Genomic DNA, 16,427 nt, shown 5'->3' on the forward strand with positions numbered 1-16,427 from the left:
GTTCCGGGAGGGGTGTCAGCGTGGCCACTGGGCCAGCACGGTCACGGTGCCGGGGTCGATCTCGGTGAATCCGGCGTCCCGCACGGCGGCCACCCCGCGATCCCGCCAGGCGGCGGCGGGCTCGTCGCCGGGCAGCAGTCGCAGCCAGGTGTCGGTGTCCGGGGTGCGGACGGCACAGGGGAAACCGGCTTCGTGCCAGCGGCGCAGTTCGCTCGCGGCGTGCTCGCCGACGGCGTCGGGACGGCCCGCGTCCCCGTGCAGCAACGCGGCCAGGATCATGGTGGCGTGGCCGACCTGGGCGGCCGCCTTCCCCGCCGTCATGTCGACGTGCGGGTTCAACCACAGCACCGGGCTCCCGTCCCCGGCGGGTCCCGGTTCGTCCGCGGGAAGGTCGCTTCCGGAGATCTGCAACCGGGTCAGTTCCCGCGGCATGTCGGCCACTCGGGCGGGCAGCAACGCACGCGCCTCGGCCCCCGCGACATCGACCGTGATACCGGGTAGTTCCGACACGGCTCGCCAGTGGGAACCGCGGGCTCGGCGGGTGACCTTGCGGATGCGCCCGTCGACCCAGCCGGAGACGGCCTCGTGCCACGGCCCGCCCTGCTCGCTGCGCTGATCGAGGCACACCGCCACGGCGGCCGCGGCCGAGGCCTCGAGCAGCGCGGTGCGGCCCGGCGGCGTGTCGCGCTCGATGCGCAGCACCACCGGCATCAGCACGACGTTGTCGGGATCCTCCTCGGAGGTGTCGGCCGTGGCACGAGCGGGCATCGACAGCCAGGAGGCGTAGCGGTCGGTCAGCGGCCGAAGCACCGCGGCGTACTCACTCACGGAACCGATTGTCCCTCCGGCAGTTCGACCGGTTCCGGCTCCCGCACCCGGATGTTGCCCAGCCAGGCGACCAGCATCGCGGCCAGGGCGATGCAGATCGTCATGACCACCAGGTACAGCGCGACCCCATCGACGCCTCCCGTCGTGCCGGGACGCAGGAAGGGATAGGGGAACCACCCCGTCACCGCACCGCGCACCAACGAGTAGACGACGTAGACCAGCGGAAAGGCCAGCCAGGCGAACGCGCTCGTGTAGCGGATCCGGGCGCGGGGCCGGACCAACAGCCAGTCCACGAACATCACCACCGGCATGACGTGGTGCATAACGGTGTTCACCCAGGGCAGCGAGTCGCCGCCGTCGAGCAGCAACGCGAAGACGGTTCCCGTCGTGGCCATGTAGACGGTCATGCCCCCGCGCAACCACTCGAGAACGGCGCGGCCGTCACGGCCGGGAGCCGCCCCGAGACGAATCAGCAGTGCTCCCGCCGCGATGTTGCTCAGGATGGTGAAGTAGCTGAAGAAGTTCACCGGCGAGAAGTCCGGCAACGCCAGGTCCGCGACGAACTGTCTGCCGACGGCGATCACCGCCAGCGCGCCGAGCAGAATCCGCGGCAGACGTACGGGCCACGCCCGGCTGGACAGCATCGAGTCGTACACCTCACGTTTCCAACGGAACCCGCGCGACGAATCCGTCCTCGGCATCGGCGGCCTCGACCTCGGCCCTGGTGACACCGAGCACGAACAGCACGGCATCGAGGAACGGGTGCGACAGCGCGGTGTCGGCGACCTCACGCAGCGCGGGCTTGGCGTTGAACGCGACACCCAGCCCCGCCGTGGCGAGCATGTCCATGTCGTTGGCGCCGTCACCGACCGCCACGCACTGCGACAGCGGAACGTCGTAGGACTCCGCGAACCGCTTCAGCGCGCTGGCCTTGCCGCCCCGGTCGACGATCTCGCCGACGACACGTCCGGTGAGTTTACCGTCCACCACTTCCAGGTCGTTGGCAGCACTGAAGTCCAGCCCCAGATCGTCGACCAGGTGGTCGATGATCCTGGTGAAACCGCCGGAGACCACACCGGTGTGGTAGCCGAGCCGCCGCAGGGTACGCACGGTGGTGCGGGCGCCGGGGGTCAGCTGCAGTTCCCGGCCGACCTCGTCGAGTACCGACGCGGGCAGCCCCTCCAGCACAGCCACCCTGCGACGCAGCGACTCGGAGAAGTCCACTTCGCCGCGCATGGCCTGCTCGGTGACCTTGCGGACCTCCTCCTCGCGGCCCGCCTTCGCGGCGAGCATCTCGATGACCTCACCCTGCACCAGCGTGGAGTCGACGTCGAAGACCACGAGTCGCTTGGCGCGCCGGGCCAGCCCGGTACGCTCCACAGCGACGTCGACACCGATCCCCGCGGAGAGGTCGGTCATCTCGGAGGTGAGCATCTCGTCGGTTCGCTCGCCGGTCTCGGCCGCGGTGACGTGCAGCTGCAGCCCGGTCACCGGATAGTCCGCCACCCGCTGGATGGAATCGATGTTGACATCGACCTCGGCGAGCTTGCGAGCCACCTCGGAGAAGCTGCGCGCCGAGACCGGCTGGCCGAGCACGGTGACGACGTGGGTGGAGCCGAGCTTGTCGGCCTCGCCGTCCTCGGCGTCGATCTCGACCTCGACGACCATGCCGACAGTGGCCATGGCCTGTTCGACGGATTCCTGCAACTGCTCGGGATCGTATTCGGTCGCCACGAGCACACCGAGAACCAGTCGCCCGCGGATCACGACCTGCTCGACATCGAGCACATCCACTCCGTGCCTGGTCAGCGCGGCGAACAACACCGAGGTCACCCCGGGCTTGTCGCGGCCTGTCACGGTCATCAGCACGGTGGTGGGATTTGACGTGGTCACGACTGACGGCACTCCCTCGATATTCGACTCCGGGATCCACCCTACGGGGTTCGGAAACCGGTTCCGAACAACAAGAGCCCCGGACCGGTCGGTGGGCCGACCGGCCGGGGCTCCCCGTCGAGCGGGATTACCGTGACACACCCGCACGGGGTGTCGTTAGGTCGAATATCACTTCTCGTCGAGCTTGCGGACCTCGTCCGAGTCGCCGCCGTGGCCCGACTCACCGGAGGCACCCGCGTGGGCCAGCGGCTTGCCGGAGAGACCGACGTGGCTCTCCACCCGCATCCGATCGGTCATGTGCGGGTAGTGCAGCTCGAAGGCGGGGCGCTCGGAACGGATCCGGGGCAGCTCGGTGAAGTTGTGCCGCGGCGGCGGGCAGGAGGTCGCCCACTCCAGCGAGTTCCCGTAGCCCCACGGGTCGTCGACGTTGGCGAGTTCGCCGTACCGGTAGCTCTTGAACACGTTCCACAGGAACGGCAGCATCGAGGCTCCCAGCAGGAACGCGCCCGCCGTCGAGATGGTGTTGAGCGTGGTGAACCCGTCGCTGGGCAGATAGTCGGCATAGCGCCGGGGCATCCCCTCGTTGCCCAGCCAGTGCTGCACCAGGAACGTGGCGTGGAAGCCGACGAAGGTCAACCAGAAGTGCACCTTGCCCAGCCGCTCGTCCATCATCCGGCCGGTCATCTTGGGGAACCAGAAGTAGATGCCCGCGAAGGTGGCGAACACGATCGTGCCGTAGAGCACGTAGTGGAAGTGCGCCACCACGAAGTAGGTGTCCGAGACGTGGAAGTCGATAGGCGGCGCGGCCAGCAGCACACCGGTCAGCCCGCCGAACAGGAAGGTCACCAGGAAGCCGATCGAGAAGATCATCGGTGTCTCGAAGGTGATCTGCCCGCGCCACATGGTGCCGATCCAGTTGAAGAACTTCATACCGGTGGGCACCGCGATCAGGAACGTGGTGAAGGCGAAGAACGGCAGCAGCACCGCGCCGGTCGCGTACATGTGGTGGGCCCAGACGACCACCGACAGCGCGGCGATACCCAGCGTCGCGTAGATCAGGCCGGTGTAGCCGAACAGCGGCTTGCGGGAGAACACCGGGAAGATCTCGGTGACGATCCCGAAGAACGGCAGCGCGACGATGTAGACCTCGGGGTGGCCGAAGAACCAGAACAGGTGCTGCCAGAGGATCACCCCGCCGTTGGCCGGGTCGAACACGTGGGCACCGAGGTGCCGGTCGGCCAGCAGCCCGAACAGCGCGGCGGTCAGGATCGGGAACGCCATCAGGATCAGCACGCTGGTGACCAGGATGTTCCACGTGAAGATCGGCATCCGCCACATCGTCATGCCGGGCGCGCGCATGCAGACCACCGAGGTGACCATGTTGACGCCGCCGAGGATCGTGCCCAGGCCGGAGACGAGCAGACCGGTGATCCACAGGTCGGCACCGATACCGGGGGAGTGCACGGGGTCGGACAGCGGGGTGTAGGCGAACCAGCCGAAGTCGGCGGCACCGCCCGGCGCGAGGAAACCGCTGATCACGGTCAGCCCGCCGAACAGGTAGAGCCAGTAGGAGAACGAGTTCAGCCTGGGAAAGGCCACATCCGGCGCGCCGATCTGCAGCGGCAGGATGTAGTTGGCGAACCCGAACAGGATCGGCGTGGCGTACAACAGCAGCATGATCGTGCCGTGCATGGTGAACAGCTGGTTGTACTGCTCCTGCGACAGGAACTGCATCCCCGGGACCGCGAGCTCACCACGGATCAGCATGGCCATCAGGCCACCGACCAGGAAGAATCCCATCGAGGTGACCAGATAGAGGATGCCGATCTGCTTGGGATCGGTGGTACGCAGCAGTCCCAGCAGTGTGGATCCCTTGGACGTGTTGCGCACCGGATAGGGGCGCGAAGTGATCGGCTCTGGCGCGACGGCCGTCACGGTGCCTCCTGCACTGCCTCGAAGACGTTGTCGGCCCCGACCACGGGACCGCCGGCCCGTTCGGGCCGGTTAACCCTGATGGCAGCGTCGCAACCGATATCGGTTCGACTCGCTCCCCGATGATCGATTCGATGACTGCCATCTGCGGATATTAGTCCCGGCGCTCAGCTCCGCTACGTCCGGGCTGTAGTCACTCTATTCATCACCCTCGCCGAGGACACCGACGGTGAGATCCACGCGACAGTGACGAGTGGCCGCAGCAACGGCGAACGCGCCCGCGGGAAGCCCGTGGCGGAGCGCAGCACCCCTCGGGGACCACCTGTACGGATCACCCTGAAGGCACCCCTTAAGCTGGCACGTGGTCGCCTGTTCGGTCAGGCGGGCCGCTGGACCCAGCGGGTTGAAGGCTCCGCAGGCGTGTCGGTTGTACGCAGCACCCGACCCGCCCGGGGAAGGATCGGTATTTCCGGAGGCGAGGAAACGGTGCGCAAGAGCACGATCATCGGCGTCCTTGGGGCCGCGGTCCTGGCACTGACCGGCTGCTCGCCGAACTACGAGGAACCGAGCGACATGCAGCCGGGCGCGGGCACTCCGCCACCACCGAGCGCGATCATGCCCGCCGAGGACTCCGGCAGCGGCGACGAGACGACGCAGGTCAACACCGACCTGGAGTTCGCCGAGCAGATGGTCGCCCATCACGAGTCGGAGACGCAGCTACTGGAAGTGGCGATCAAGAACTCGCCGGACGACCAGGTCGTGGAGTTCGCCGAACAGCTCGAACAGCAGCACGGCCCGCGGCTCGAGGAGATCAGGAGCTGGTTGCGGGAACGCGGCGAGGGCGAGGTCACGCCCGGGGAGGTCGGCACGGGCGAGGACTCGCAGATGCCTGGAACCGACGTCTCCAGCGAGCTCACCGAGCTCGAGGAGGTCCAGCAGGGCAGTTTCGACTCGCTGTGGCTCAAGTCGATGATCGACCACCACGAGGCCGTGGTCGAGATGGCCCGCACCGAGATCGACAAGGGCTCGAACGAGGAGATGAAGTCGATCGCCACGGCGATCCTGGACTCCCGCACCACCGAGCTCGACGAGCTGCGGCAGCTGCGGGAGAACCTCTGATTCCTACCCGACTCGCCCACCCGACCGAGGTCCGGTGACCGGGCAGCTCCACCCCGGAGGCCTTGCCGGTCACCGATCCTCCCGATCACCGGGTTGCCCGTCACGGGGTTGCCTGCCACGGGGCTGGCTGCCACGGGGCTGGCTGCCACTGGGTGCGACGGTGCCCTCGGGGGAATGTCGCCGATCTGCCACCGCTCGCGCTGCTGCACGTGGCGGTACTGGTACGGCCGTACCAGACGTTAGCCTTCGGTACGACCCGAAACCGGCCCGATGAGTACGAGCCGGTTCGCCCTCGTCACACGGAGGGAAACGTTGGCCGAGAACCTGATCTTCGACGCTGACGACACGTTGTGGGAGAACAACGTGCTGTTCGAACGCGCGGTGGAAGTGTTCATCGACCACTTGGCGCATCCCGAGCTGTCCCGGCGACAGGTGCGGGAACAGCTGGACGAGATCGAGCGGATCAACTGCCGGATTCACGGCTACGGGGTGGACAGCTTCGAGCGCAGCCTGCTGGACTGCCTGCGGCACCTGCGTGGAGAAGAGACTTCCGAGGCGGATCACGCCGAACTGCGCAGGGCCTGCGCGCCGATCCGGGAACAACGGGTCGAGCTGATCGACGGTGTCGAGGAAACGCTGCGGGAACTGTCACTGCGGCACGACCTCTACCTGCTCACCAAGGGCGAGGCCGACGAGCAGACCGGCAAGATCAAGATGTCCGGACTGGGCGAGCTGTTCTCCGACACCACGGTGGTGCCGGAGAAGGACACCGCCGCCTACGAACGGTTCGTCACCGAGCGCGGACTGGACGTCTCGCGGACCTGGATGATCGGCAACTCACCACGTTCGGACATCTGGCCCGCACTGCACGCGGGGTTGAACGCGGTGCTGGTGCCGCACCCCATGACCTGGGGACTGGAAATGCGTGAGCTGCCGGAGCGGCGCCCCGGCTTCCACACGGTGGATCCGTTCTCCCGCCTCAACGAGCACTTCTAGCGGAGCCGGCCACCCGCGCTCATCCGTTTCGCCGTCCTCGCCGCATCCGGATGCCACCGAGCACGATCGAGGCCAGCCCGATGAGCGCGGTTATCGGGCCGAGCACGGCCCAACGGGTCACCCCGGTCATCGGACTTCCACCGAGCACTCCCACGCCCTGCAGCGTCCAGATCACACCGAGCACGAGCAGCAGTGCTCCCACGAGCGACGAGAGTGAAGCGCGCAACGAGTACCTCCGGAATCCGATGGATCGACGGTTGGTGTCTCGGGTGATTCGGGGCCGGACGAGTCCGCGATCGGTCGCGATCAATGCGATCTCGCGAACTCGTTCCCCTTTACTTTACGAACGAGTAACCTACTATGGGTAACCCGGCCGTGGGCTTGTCGTCCCACCGCCGGCAGGCCGGTTCGAGAGCAGGGAGGCCCCATGCCCATGTCGATGTCGGGCAAAGCAGTCGCCATCACTGGTGCCGCACGTGGCATCGGTGCTCAGACCGCACGGGATCTGGTCCGCAAGGGGGCGCGAGTGGCCCTGATCGGACTGGAACCCGACGAGCTGGCTTCGGTGGCCGACGAGCTCGGCACCGGCCACCCGTGGTTCGAGGCCGACGTCACCGACCCCGAGTCGATCAAGACGGCCATCGACGAGAGCGCACGACAGCTGGGCGGCATCGACGTGGTCATGGCCAACGCGGGTGTGGCTCCATTCGGGACCGTGCGCGACCACGACCCACGGGCGTTCACCAAGACGGTGGATGTGAACCTCAACGGGGTGTTCCACACCGCTCGTGCGGCCTTGCCTCACCTGGTGGAACGGCGGGGGTACCTGCTGGTGGTCTCCTCGCTGTCGGCGTTCGCCCCGATCGGCGGCATGGCCGCCTACACCGCGAGCAAGGCCGGTTCCGAGGCACTGGCCAGCGCCCTGAGCTCCGAAGTCGGCCATCTGGGAGTCGCCGTGGGAAGCGCGCATCCCTCCTGGATCGACACGGACCTGGTTCGCGATGCCTCGACGGATCTGCCGAGTTTCCGCGCCATGCGGGCGAAACTGCCCTGGCCGATGCATTCGACCACCAACGTCGCCGACTGCTCCCGGGCGCTCGTGGCGGGCATGGAACGCCGCGCCAGGCGCGTCTACGTTCCCAGGTCGGTCATGCTGATGCACTGGTTGCGGAACCTGCCCTCCTCGCGGCTGGTGGAACGGCTGATGTTGCCGATGGTGCGGAAGCTGCTGCCGCAGATGGAGGCGGAGGTCGCCGAGCTGGGGCGGGGTTTCAGCTCCCGCAACGACAAACTCCAGCGGAAGTGATGAACCGACAGGACGTGTCCACTCGTCGTAGGGGTCGGGTGGCGGAACCTCTCGCGCGGCTCTCGCTGCGGGTCCGGAGACATCGGGTAGGTACTACACAACGTCTCCGGTGTCCTCGCGAGAGCCGCACGGGAGAACCCGCGGCGGTGCCGACGGCGAGAGCGGTCGGAGCTCGGCCCGCGAGGGTGGTTGGGGTTCGCCCTGCTGGGGTGGTGAGGTTCGCCCTGCACCGAAGCGGCTCGGCGATTTCGCGAGAAATTGGCACCGATAGCGCCGAAGGCGCGTCAATTTCTCGCGAAATCGCCGAGCAGCGCACGGCGGCGGTTCCACCAAGCGACCAGTTACGGCGACCGAGCCGATACCGTGCGGCGCGAAGCGTGCTACGAACGCTTACGCCGGAACAGCATGGTCAGCGGGTCGTACCTCCGGTCGGCCAGGCGTTCCTTGAGCGGGATGAGCGCGTTGTCGGTGATCCCGATGTGCTCCGGGCACACTTCGGTGCAGCACTTGGTGATGTTGCAGAGCCCGAGCCCGTGGTCACCCCTCGCCTCCTCCGGGCGGTCGCCGCCCTTCTCCTGATGCGAGTCCAGCGGGTGCATCTCCAGCTCGGCGACCCGCATCAGGAACCTCGGTCCCGAGAACGCCTCCTTGTTCTCCGAGTGATCGCGGATCACGTGGCAGGTGTCCTGGCACAGGAAGCACTCGATGCACTTGCGGAACTCCTGGGAACGCTCCACGTCCCGCTGTTGCATCCGGTACTCCCCCGGCTCCAACCCCTCGGGTGGGCTGAAGGCGGGCACCTCACGGGCCTTGACGTAGTTGTACGAGACGTCACAGACGAGATCCTTGATCACCGGAAAGGCCCGCATCGGGGTGACCGTTATGGTCTCGTCGGTGTCGAACAGCGACAGCCTGGTCATGCAGGTCAGCCGCGGCCTGCCGTTGACCTCGGCCGAGCAGGAACCGCACTTGCCCGCCTTGCAGTTCCAGCGCACCGCCAGGTCCGGACACTGGGTGGCCTGTAGTCGGTGCAGCAGGTCGAGCACCACCTCGCCTTCCTCCGCGTCGACCTCGTAGTCCCGCAGCTCGCCGGAATCGGCGTCACCGCGCCACACGCGCAGTCGCGCCCGGTATCCCATTTCCACAGTCCCTTCCACGACACTCACCGAAAGCCCGCACTCGCAGCACGCCCGGACCGGGACGAGAACCGTGCGAGAGGTTCCGCCACGTCCCCACGAAAACCGAGCCGACGGTCCCGCTAAGAAGGCGTTCTTACGATGGCCAGCTCCTCCTCGGTGAAGTACTTGCCCAGCTCCGCCACGGAGAACAGCCGCAACAGGTCCTCCCGCATCGGCGGCTGCTCGTGCTCGGTGATCTCGATCGAACCGTCCCGCAGCTCGCAGCCGAGCAGCGTGCCGCGCCACTTCGGGTTCATGCCCGGGTGGTCGTCGCGGGTGTGCCCGCCCCTGCTCTCGGTGCGGCGCAGCGCCGCCGCTGCCACGCACTCGCTGACGACCAGCATGTTGCGCAGGTCCAGCGCCAGGTGCCAGCCGGGGTTGAAGTGGCGGTTGCCCTCCGGAACGGCCAGCCGGGCGGCACGCTGTTTGATCTCGGCGAGCTGTTCCAGCGCGGCGCACATCTCGGCCCCGTCCCGGATGATGCCGACCAGCCGGTTCATCACCTGCTGCAGCTCCGCCTGCAGCGAGTAGGGGTTCTCCTGGCCCCGCACGTCGGTGACCTCGAACGGGGCGAGTGCGGAGTTCACCGCCTCGGTCACCACCTCCTCCGAGACGTCGGGTCGGGCGTGCCGCGCGGCGGCGACGTGCTCGGCGGCGCCCGCTCCGGCCCGCCTGCCGAAAACCAGCAGGTCGGAGAGCGAGTTGCCCCCGAGCCGGTTGGAACCGTGCATACCGCCAGCCACCTCCCCCGCGGCGAACAGCCCGGGCACCGAGGAGGCCGCGGTGTCGGGATCGACCTCCACACCACCCATCACGTAGTGACAGGTCGGCCCGACCTCCATGCGCTCACTGGTGATGTCCACATCGGCCAGTTCCTTGAACTGGTGGTGCATCGAGGGCAGCCTGCGCATGATCTCCTCGGCGGAGAGCCTGCTGGCCACGTCGAGGTAGACCCCACCGTGCGGGGTTCCCCTGCCCTCCTTGACCTCGTTGTTGATCGCGCGTGCCACTTCGTCGCGTGGCAGCAGTTCCGGTGGCCTGCGGTTGTTGTCCGGATCGGAGTACCACCGGTCGGCCTCCTCCGGGCTGTCCGCGTAGGACTCCTTGAAGACCTCGGGAATGTAGTCGAACATGAAGCGTCTTCCCGAGGCGTCGCGCAGCACACCGCCGTCACCACGCACGGATTCGGTGACCAGGATCCCCTTCACGCTGGGCGGCCAGACCATGCCGGTGGGGTGGAACTGCACGAACTCCATGTTGATCAGCCGGGCACCCGCCCGCAGCGCGAGGGCGTGCCCGTCACCGGTGTACTCCCAGGAGTTGGAGGTCACTTTGAAGGACTTGCCGATCCCCCCGGTCGCCAGCACCACCGCTGGTGCCCGCAGCCGCACGAACCGACCGTTCTCCCGCCAGTACCCGAGCGTCCCGGCGATGCGGTCGCCGTCCAGCAGCAGGTCGGTCACCGTGAACTCGGCGAAGACCCGCAGCCCGGCCTCGTAGTCGCCGTGCTCGGCGTGGTCGGACTGCTGGAGCGAGACCACCTGCTGCTGCAGCGTGCGGATCAGTTCCAGTCCGGTGCGGTCACCCACGTGCGCGAGCCTGGGGTACTCGTGCCCGCCGAAGTTGCGCTGGCTGATCCGACCGTCGGCGGTGCGGTCGAACAGTGCTCCGTAGGTCTCCAGCTCCCAGACGCGCTGCGGGGCCTCGGTGGCGTGCAGCTCGGCCATGCGCCAGTTGTTCAGGAACTTGCCGCCGCGCATGGTGTCGCGGAAGTGCACCTGCCAGTTGTCCCCCGAGTTGACGTTGCCCATCGCCGCGGCGATACCGCCCTCGGCCATGACGGTGTGCGCCTTGCCGAACAGCGACTTGCACAGCACCGCCGTGCGCAGTCCGCGCGAGCGGGCCTCGATGGCGGCACGCAGGCCGGCACCGCCCGCCCCGATGACGATCACGTCGTAGTCGTGACTCTCGATCTCGGCCATGTGACGTTTCCGATTTCTCGTCCGAAATGGTTTCGCGGCGCTGCCGCACGGCCGCGTGCGCGCACGGCCGCGGCGCGCCGGGGGTCAGTTGAACAGCCGCGGATCCGGGAAGGCGCCCGCGGCCACGAGCATCACGTAGAGGTCCACCAGCGCCACCGACACCAGCGATGCCCAGGCGAGCCCCATGTGGTGACCGTTCATCCTGCTCACCAGCGTCCACATTCGATAGCGCACCGGGTGGCGGGAGAAGTGGTTGATGCGTCCGCCTATCAGGTGCCTGCAGGAGTGGCAGGACAGCGTGTAGGCCCACAGCAGCACGACGTTGACCACCATGAGCAACGTCCCGATTCCGATGCCGAAGCCGCCGTCCGCACCGCGGAAGGCGATCACGGTGTCGTAGGTCAGCACCGCGGCCACCAACAGCGCGGCGTAGAAGAAGTAACGGTGCACGTTCTGCATGATCAGCGGGAACCGCGTCTCACCGGTGTAGCGACGGTGGGGTTCGGTCACCGCGCAGGCGGGCGGCGCGGCCCAGAAGGACCGGTAGTAGGCCTTTCGGTAGTAGTAGCAGGTCAGTCGGAAGCCGAGCACGAACGGCAGCACGAACACCGGTGGGGGAATCCACGGCGCCAGGTCCGGGAACGGCGACCCGAAGTGGCTCGCCCCCGGCACGCAGGCGTCGCTGAGGCAGGGCGAGAAGAACGGGGCGAGGTAGTGGTACTCGGGCACCCAGTACCACTGGTTCATGAAGGTCCGTATCAGGCCGTAGACGACGAAGGCACCGAGTCCCAGCGCGGTACCCAGTGGCGGCAACCACCATCGATCTGTTCGCAGCGTGCGCCCGCGCCGGAGGGACGATGAAGTTGTGGGAGCTGACATGCTCGACCCCTGGTGGTAGCGAGAATGACGGTTGTCGCGGTGGTCGCCCGGTCGTCACGGGATCCCGTCCGGCCCCCGTGGGGACGAGGGCGATCGAGAAGGGGTCGGTGCCGATCGGGAGCGGGCGGAATCAGTCCTCGCGTGATGACTGGCCTCCCACTCCCTCGTCGTCCACGCCCTGCCACCAGGAGGGGTCGTAGGGTGTGTCGGGAACCTCGATGATGTCGCTCTCCCCTACCTCGCGGTGCGCGGTCGCGCCACCGCCGCGAGCCGTCGCGGCGGCACCACCGGCACGCTGGCGCGGTGGCCCCGGGGCGGCGGTCGACAGCTCGGAGACGTCGATCTCCAGTCGCTGGAGGTCGTTCTCGATACGCCGCACAACGGCGACGTCGCCGTATCTGGTGTAGAGCTCGTCGACACCGGTACGCAGCTGGGACAGCGCACGAAGCACGTCACCCAGTTCAGCTGTCGAGGACATTCGCACCACCTCGCGTTCCCGATCCGGTCACCGGAAGACTCTGCACGACCCAAGCCTACGTGACAAGAGACACATGTGATTCGAAACGCATCCAATGGACGTGAGGAGACCCGATCCGGAGCCACTCCCCATTGGCTACCCCTCGAAGAGGTGTCGCACGAAGGTGACCAGCGACTGGAACACGAAAGCGACGCTGTCGAAGAGCACCAGCGATCCCTGCCGTACGGCTCCGGCGGCGGCGACCGGGTCGCGCACCACCAGATAGCCGACCGCGATCGCCGCGAACGCCACCAGAACGAGCACACTCCTGCGGTCCACTCCCGACCTCCGTGTCTCGAACGACCGCGAATCGCGACCACCCTCGCACGCGGTGCCCGCCAACGGAGGCCGCAACGCGGGGACACCACCGATTCGTGTAACGCTCCCGACGACTCCCCTTGCCGGGAACCGGGGACTACCCACCGTGCCCGTTCCCGCGCCCGCTTCCTCGCCGCGCGAACGCGGGAATATCCGTCGTGGGACTGCCGGTCGCTGATCACGCGGGCATACTCGACTACGGAATCGATCGAACTCACCGACACGGAGTAGGCGAATGCGGCAACGCGCTCTCGGCAGTCAGGGTCTGCGGGTCAGTGAACAGGGCCTGGGCTGCATGGGAATGACCTTCGGGTACTCGGGGCGGGACGACGAGGAGTCGGCCGCCACGATCCGGCGAGCCCTGGAGCTCGGGGTGGACTTCCTGGACACGGCCGACATGTACGGGCCGTGGAGTAACGAGCGGCTACTGGGGCGAACCCTGGCGGGCCGCCGGGACGAGGTGGTGCTCGCCACCAAGTTCGGCAACGAGGTGGACGAGAACGGCGAACTCACGGGCGAGGTCAACGGCAGGCCGGAGTACCTGCGTGCCGCCATCGACGGCTCGTTGCGGCGGCTGGGAATCGACCACGTCGACCTGTACTACCAGCACCGCGTGGACCCGGACGTGCCGATCGCCGAGACCTGGGGAGCGCTGTCCGAGCTGGTGCAGCAGGGCAAGGTGCGCCACCTGGGGATCTCGGAGGCCGCTCCGGAAACGATCCGGAAAGCCCACGCCACCCACCCGGTCAGCGCGGTGCAGACCGAGTACTCGCTGTTCAGCCGTGATCCGGAGGACAACGGGGTACTGGCGACCTGCCGCGAGCTGGGCATCGGTTTCGTGGCCTACTCACCGCTCGGACGCGGGTTCCTCTCCGGCGCGATCCGCTCGTTCGAGGACCTTCCCGCCGACGACTACCGGCGGACCGCACCGCGGTTCCAGGGGGAGAACTTCCAGCGCAATCTGGATGTGGTCGACCAGGTGCACGAACTGGCGCGGCAGAAGGGCGTATCGGCCTCCCAGCTGGCCCTGGCGTGGGTGACGGCGCAGGGCGAGGACATCGTGGCCATTCCCGGCACCAAGAAGCGCAAGTACCTGGAGGAGAACGTGGGCGCCGTGGACGTCCCCCTCACCGCCGAGGACCTGGCCGCCCTCGAACGGGTGGCGCCGCGCGGCGTGGCGGCGGGCGAACGCTACGGCGAGGGAGCGATGGACAAGGTGCACCTCTGACGAGGACTCTCCCACCGACCGGGGCCTCACCCCGGTTTCCGGAGCGGGCCACGGGCGTTGCGGCATTGACGAGCGGGGTGGGGAGTTGATCGGCTCGGAGGGATCACCCGAGTGGTGTGAGCGCGTTCCGACACGGGTACGCCGGAGCAGGACGTTTCCCCTTCCGGAAAGGTAACCATGGGCCAGCGACACGTCGTTCCCGGAGGCGGTGGCGGCGGCTGGAAGGTGGTCGGCGCGGCCACCGGATCCACCGAGTCGAGCACCAACACCCAGGCGGACGCCATCGACGAGGCACGCAGGCAGCTGGAGAACTCCGACGGAGGAGAGATCCTCATCCACGGCATCGACGGCTCGGTCCGCGACCGGCGAACCGTGCAGTCGAGCTGACCCGAACCCGACGACTCCCGCGGGCGGGCCGGTGGGAACTTCCGGGCCGCCCGCGTCGTCGTGCCGTCCCGAGGGCTCCAGCTGCCGCAGCCCTTCCGGCGCGGCGAGATCGCCCGGGCGCGACGCGGCAACACCCGTCGGGCCGGTACCCGTCGGCCCTGGTTCCGGTCGATCGTGCCGCCGCGCGATCAGTACTCCGATGGCTCCCGCACGGCGCGGAAGCGCAACCGCTGGCCGGGTCGTGCCTGCGCGGCCACGGCCACGTGGGCCGACAGCACGACCGCGATCACGGGGTATCCCCCGGTCACCGGATGGTCCGCCAGGAACAGGGTGGGCTGCCCAGCGGGCGGTACCTGCAGCGCCCCGCTGACCATCCCCTCGCTGGGAAGTTCACCGGTCTCGTTCCGTGGCAGCGGCGGTCCGGACAGGCGCATGCCGACCCGGTCGCTGTCCCGGGTGACCTCGAACGGCTCGTGCAGCAGGTGACGCAGCGCTTCGGCGCTGAACCAGTCCTGTCTCGGCCCGGGCAGCACGGGTAGCGTCAGTTCCCCGCCGGACGGCGGGGTGATCGGCGCGGCGTCCACGCGCGGGAACTCGCCGTGAGCTCGCCCGACGGGGAGCACGGTGCCCCCCGCGAGCGGCTCCGGCCCCAGCCCCGAGAGCGTGTCGGTGGCGCGTGATCCCAGCACGGCCGGGACGTCGATACCGCCGCGCACCGCCAGGTACCCCCGCATCCCCGTGCGGCACTGCCCGACGCGCAGTACCGAACCGGTGGGCAGCGTGAGCACGGTGTGGCTCGCCGCCGCACGCCCGTCCACCGTGACCGGAAACGAGGCGCCGGTCAGCGCGACGGTGAGCACACCGCGGGCGCGCAACCACAGCCCACCCAGCGTGATCTCCACGGCGGCTTCCGACTCCGCGTTGCCGACGAGGCGGTTGGCCAGCCGCAGCGAGCTCCGATCGGCGGCCCCGGAGATTCCCACCCCCATCCCGGCCAGTCCGGTCCGGCCCAGATCCTGCACGGTCGACAGCGGACCGGGGCGCAGCACCTCCAGCCGTCGGTTGGCCGGCGACCCCTTGGCGAGCCCGGCGGTACCGGTGTCCGGCTCGCTCATGACACCTCCTCGAACCGCACCCGCAACCCGGGACGCAGCAGTGCGGGCGGATCACGATCGGTGCGCCACATCTCCAGCTCGGTGCGGCCGATCAGCTGCCAACCGCCCGGCGAGGTTCGCGGGTAGACACCGCTGAACCTGCCCGCCAGCCCGACCGAACCGGCGGGCACGCCGGTTCGGGACTCCGCGCGGCGTGGGACCTCCAGTCGGGGGTCACCTCCCACCAGGTAACCGAATCCCGGTGCGAATCCGCCGAAGGCCACCCGCCACTCGGTTCCGGTGTGGGCGAGCACCACCTCGCGGGGTGTGAGCCCGGTCAGCTCGGCCACCGCGTCGAGATCCGCGCCGTCGTAGATCACCGGCACCGTGAGCGACCCCCGGTCGGCGCGTTCTCCCCCGGCCGCCCCGGTTCCGGCGGGCAGGGCTCCGGCGGGCAGGGCTCCGGTCAACGGCACTCGGCGGATCTCATCGGCGAGCGCGCGCCGGTCGGCGCGCTCGGGATCCAGCGAGACGAGCAGTGTCCGTGCCGCGGGGATCAGGTCGAGGACGCCGGGCAGACTCCGTTCGGACAGCGCGGCGTGCAGCGCCAGCACCTGTTCCAGCTCGTCCAGTTCCACGAGCAAACCCGCGTCCGCGCAGGGCAGGATCCGCACCGCACCTCCTTGGAGTTTTCCGTTCGAACTTGCCGGGGTGCTCGCTTGGCGGAACCTCCCGCTGGCTCTCGCTCCGGGAGGACCGACATCGAGGAG

At 68.4% G+C, this 16,427-nt stretch carries 17 protein-coding genes; 5 read left to right on the forward strand and 12 right to left on the reverse strand.

Translation table 11 applies throughout. The annotated features are described in order from the left end of the window. Positions 1-15 precede the first annotated feature (15 nt). The 4 genes from J2S53_RS09890 to ctaD form a co-directional block, all read right to left on the reverse strand. Positions 16-768 carry a peptidyl-tRNA hydrolase gene (locus J2S53_RS09890; protein ID WP_456242762.1) on the reverse strand — a complete coding sequence of 251 codons (753 nt, stop codon included), beginning with the start codon at positions 766-768 and terminating at the stop codon, positions 16-18. Positions 769-824: 56 nt separating this feature from the next. Further along, on the reverse strand, positions 825-1,472 hold the full coding sequence (locus J2S53_RS09895; RefSeq protein ID WP_456240724.1) for a Pr6Pr family membrane protein: 648 nt from the start codon (positions 1,470-1,472) through the stop codon (positions 825-827). Between the two features lie 13 nt (positions 1,473-1,485). After that, complete coding sequence (serB, locus tag J2S53_RS09900; protein ID WP_456240725.1) at positions 1,486-2,721, reverse strand: phosphoserine phosphatase SerB; 1,236 nt, start codon at positions 2,719-2,721, stop codon at positions 1,486-1,488. A gap of 168 nt (positions 2,722-2,889) precedes the next feature. After that, entirely contained in the window at positions 2,890-4,656 is a 1,767-nt protein-coding gene (gene ctaD / locus J2S53_RS09905; RefSeq protein ID WP_456240726.1) for an aa3-type cytochrome oxidase subunit I, read from the reverse strand. A gap of 417 nt (positions 4,657-5,073) precedes the next feature. Here ctaD and J2S53_RS09910 point away from each other — a divergent pair, with 417 nt between their 5' ends. Both J2S53_RS09910 and J2S53_RS09915 read left to right on the forward strand, forming a co-directional pair. Further along, a complete protein-coding gene (locus J2S53_RS09910) occupies positions 5,074-5,772 on the forward strand; it encodes a DUF305 domain-containing protein (RefSeq protein ID WP_456240727.1) in 699 nt (232 codons plus the stop codon). 312 nt (positions 5,773-6,084) lie between these two features. Further along, positions 6,085-6,768 carry an HAD family hydrolase gene (locus tag J2S53_RS09915; RefSeq protein ID WP_456240728.1) on the forward strand — a complete coding sequence of 228 codons (684 nt, stop codon included), beginning with the start codon at positions 6,085-6,087 and terminating at the stop codon, positions 6,766-6,768. Positions 6,769-6,787: 19 nt separating this feature from the next. Here the strand turns inward: J2S53_RS09915 and J2S53_RS09920 are convergent, their stop codons facing one another. Continuing rightward, positions 6,788-6,994 carry a hypothetical protein gene (locus tag J2S53_RS09920; RefSeq protein ID WP_456240729.1) on the reverse strand — a complete coding sequence of 69 codons (207 nt, stop codon included), beginning with the start codon at positions 6,992-6,994 and terminating at the stop codon, positions 6,788-6,790. A gap of 207 nt (positions 6,995-7,201) precedes the next feature. Here J2S53_RS09920 and J2S53_RS09925 point away from each other — a divergent pair, with 207 nt between their 5' ends. Continuing rightward, positions 7,202-8,074 (forward strand): SDR family oxidoreductase, encoded by an 873-nt coding sequence (locus tag J2S53_RS09925; protein ID WP_207227670.1) that lies wholly within the window; start codon positions 7,202-7,204, stop codon positions 8,072-8,074. Positions 8,075-8,454: 380 nt separating this feature from the next. Here the strand turns inward: J2S53_RS09925 and J2S53_RS09930 are convergent, their stop codons facing one another. The 5 genes from J2S53_RS09930 to J2S53_RS09950 form a co-directional block, all read right to left on the reverse strand. After that, the gene (locus tag J2S53_RS09930; RefSeq protein WP_092929459.1) at positions 8,455-9,213 is read right to left on the reverse strand and encodes a succinate dehydrogenase/fumarate reductase iron-sulfur subunit; all 759 of its coding nucleotides are present in this window, start codon (positions 9,211-9,213) and stop codon (positions 8,455-8,457) included. 119 nt (positions 9,214-9,332) lie between these two features. Beyond that, positions 9,333-11,234, reverse strand: a complete 1,902-nt coding sequence (locus J2S53_RS09935; RefSeq protein WP_456240730.1) for a fumarate reductase/succinate dehydrogenase flavoprotein subunit — start codon at positions 11,232-11,234, stop codon at positions 9,333-9,335. Positions 11,235-11,318: 84 nt separating this feature from the next. Then, positions 11,319-12,113, reverse strand: coding sequence for a hypothetical protein (locus tag J2S53_RS09940; protein ID WP_456240731.1), 795 nt, complete (start codon positions 12,111-12,113; stop codon positions 11,319-11,321). Between the two features lie 130 nt (positions 12,114-12,243). Next, complete coding sequence (locus J2S53_RS09945; RefSeq protein ID WP_456240732.1) at positions 12,244-12,591, reverse strand: thioesterase; 348 nt, start codon at positions 12,589-12,591, stop codon at positions 12,244-12,246. Between the two features lie 135 nt (positions 12,592-12,726). Continuing rightward, positions 12,727-12,909 carry a hypothetical protein gene (locus J2S53_RS09950; RefSeq protein ID WP_456240733.1) on the reverse strand — a complete coding sequence of 61 codons (183 nt, stop codon included), beginning with the start codon at positions 12,907-12,909 and terminating at the stop codon, positions 12,727-12,729. A 274-nt stretch (positions 12,910-13,183) separates the two neighbouring features. Between J2S53_RS09950 and J2S53_RS09955 the strand changes: the two genes are divergently transcribed. Together J2S53_RS09955 and J2S53_RS09960 are read left to right on the forward strand one after the other, a co-directional pair. Further along, complete coding sequence (locus J2S53_RS09955; protein ID WP_456240734.1) at positions 13,184-14,176, forward strand: aldo/keto reductase; 993 nt, start codon at positions 13,184-13,186, stop codon at positions 14,174-14,176. 177 nt (positions 14,177-14,353) lie between these two features. Further along, a complete protein-coding gene (locus J2S53_RS09960; RefSeq protein WP_092978756.1) occupies positions 14,354-14,563 on the forward strand; it encodes a DUF2188 domain-containing protein in 210 nt (69 codons plus the stop codon). A 188-nt stretch (positions 14,564-14,751) separates the two neighbouring features. Here J2S53_RS09960 and J2S53_RS09965 read toward each other — a convergent pair whose 3' ends face one another. Then, positions 14,752-15,678 carry a 5-oxoprolinase subunit C family protein gene (locus tag J2S53_RS09965; protein ID WP_456240735.1) on the reverse strand — a complete coding sequence of 309 codons (927 nt, stop codon included), beginning with the start codon at positions 15,676-15,678 and terminating at the stop codon, positions 14,752-14,754. Beyond that, positions 15,675-16,331 (reverse strand): 5-oxoprolinase subunit B family protein, encoded by a 657-nt coding sequence (locus J2S53_RS09970; RefSeq protein WP_456240736.1) that lies wholly within the window; start codon positions 16,329-16,331, stop codon positions 15,675-15,677. Before J2S53_RS09970 ends, J2S53_RS09965 begins: the two co-directional genes overlap by 4 nt. Positions 16,332-16,427 lie beyond the last annotated feature (96 nt).

Source organism: Actinopolyspora lacussalsi (assembly GCA_030803735.1).
GTDB classification, from domain to species: domain Bacteria; phylum Actinomycetota; class Actinomycetes; order Mycobacteriales; family Pseudonocardiaceae; genus Actinopolyspora; species Actinopolyspora lacussalsi.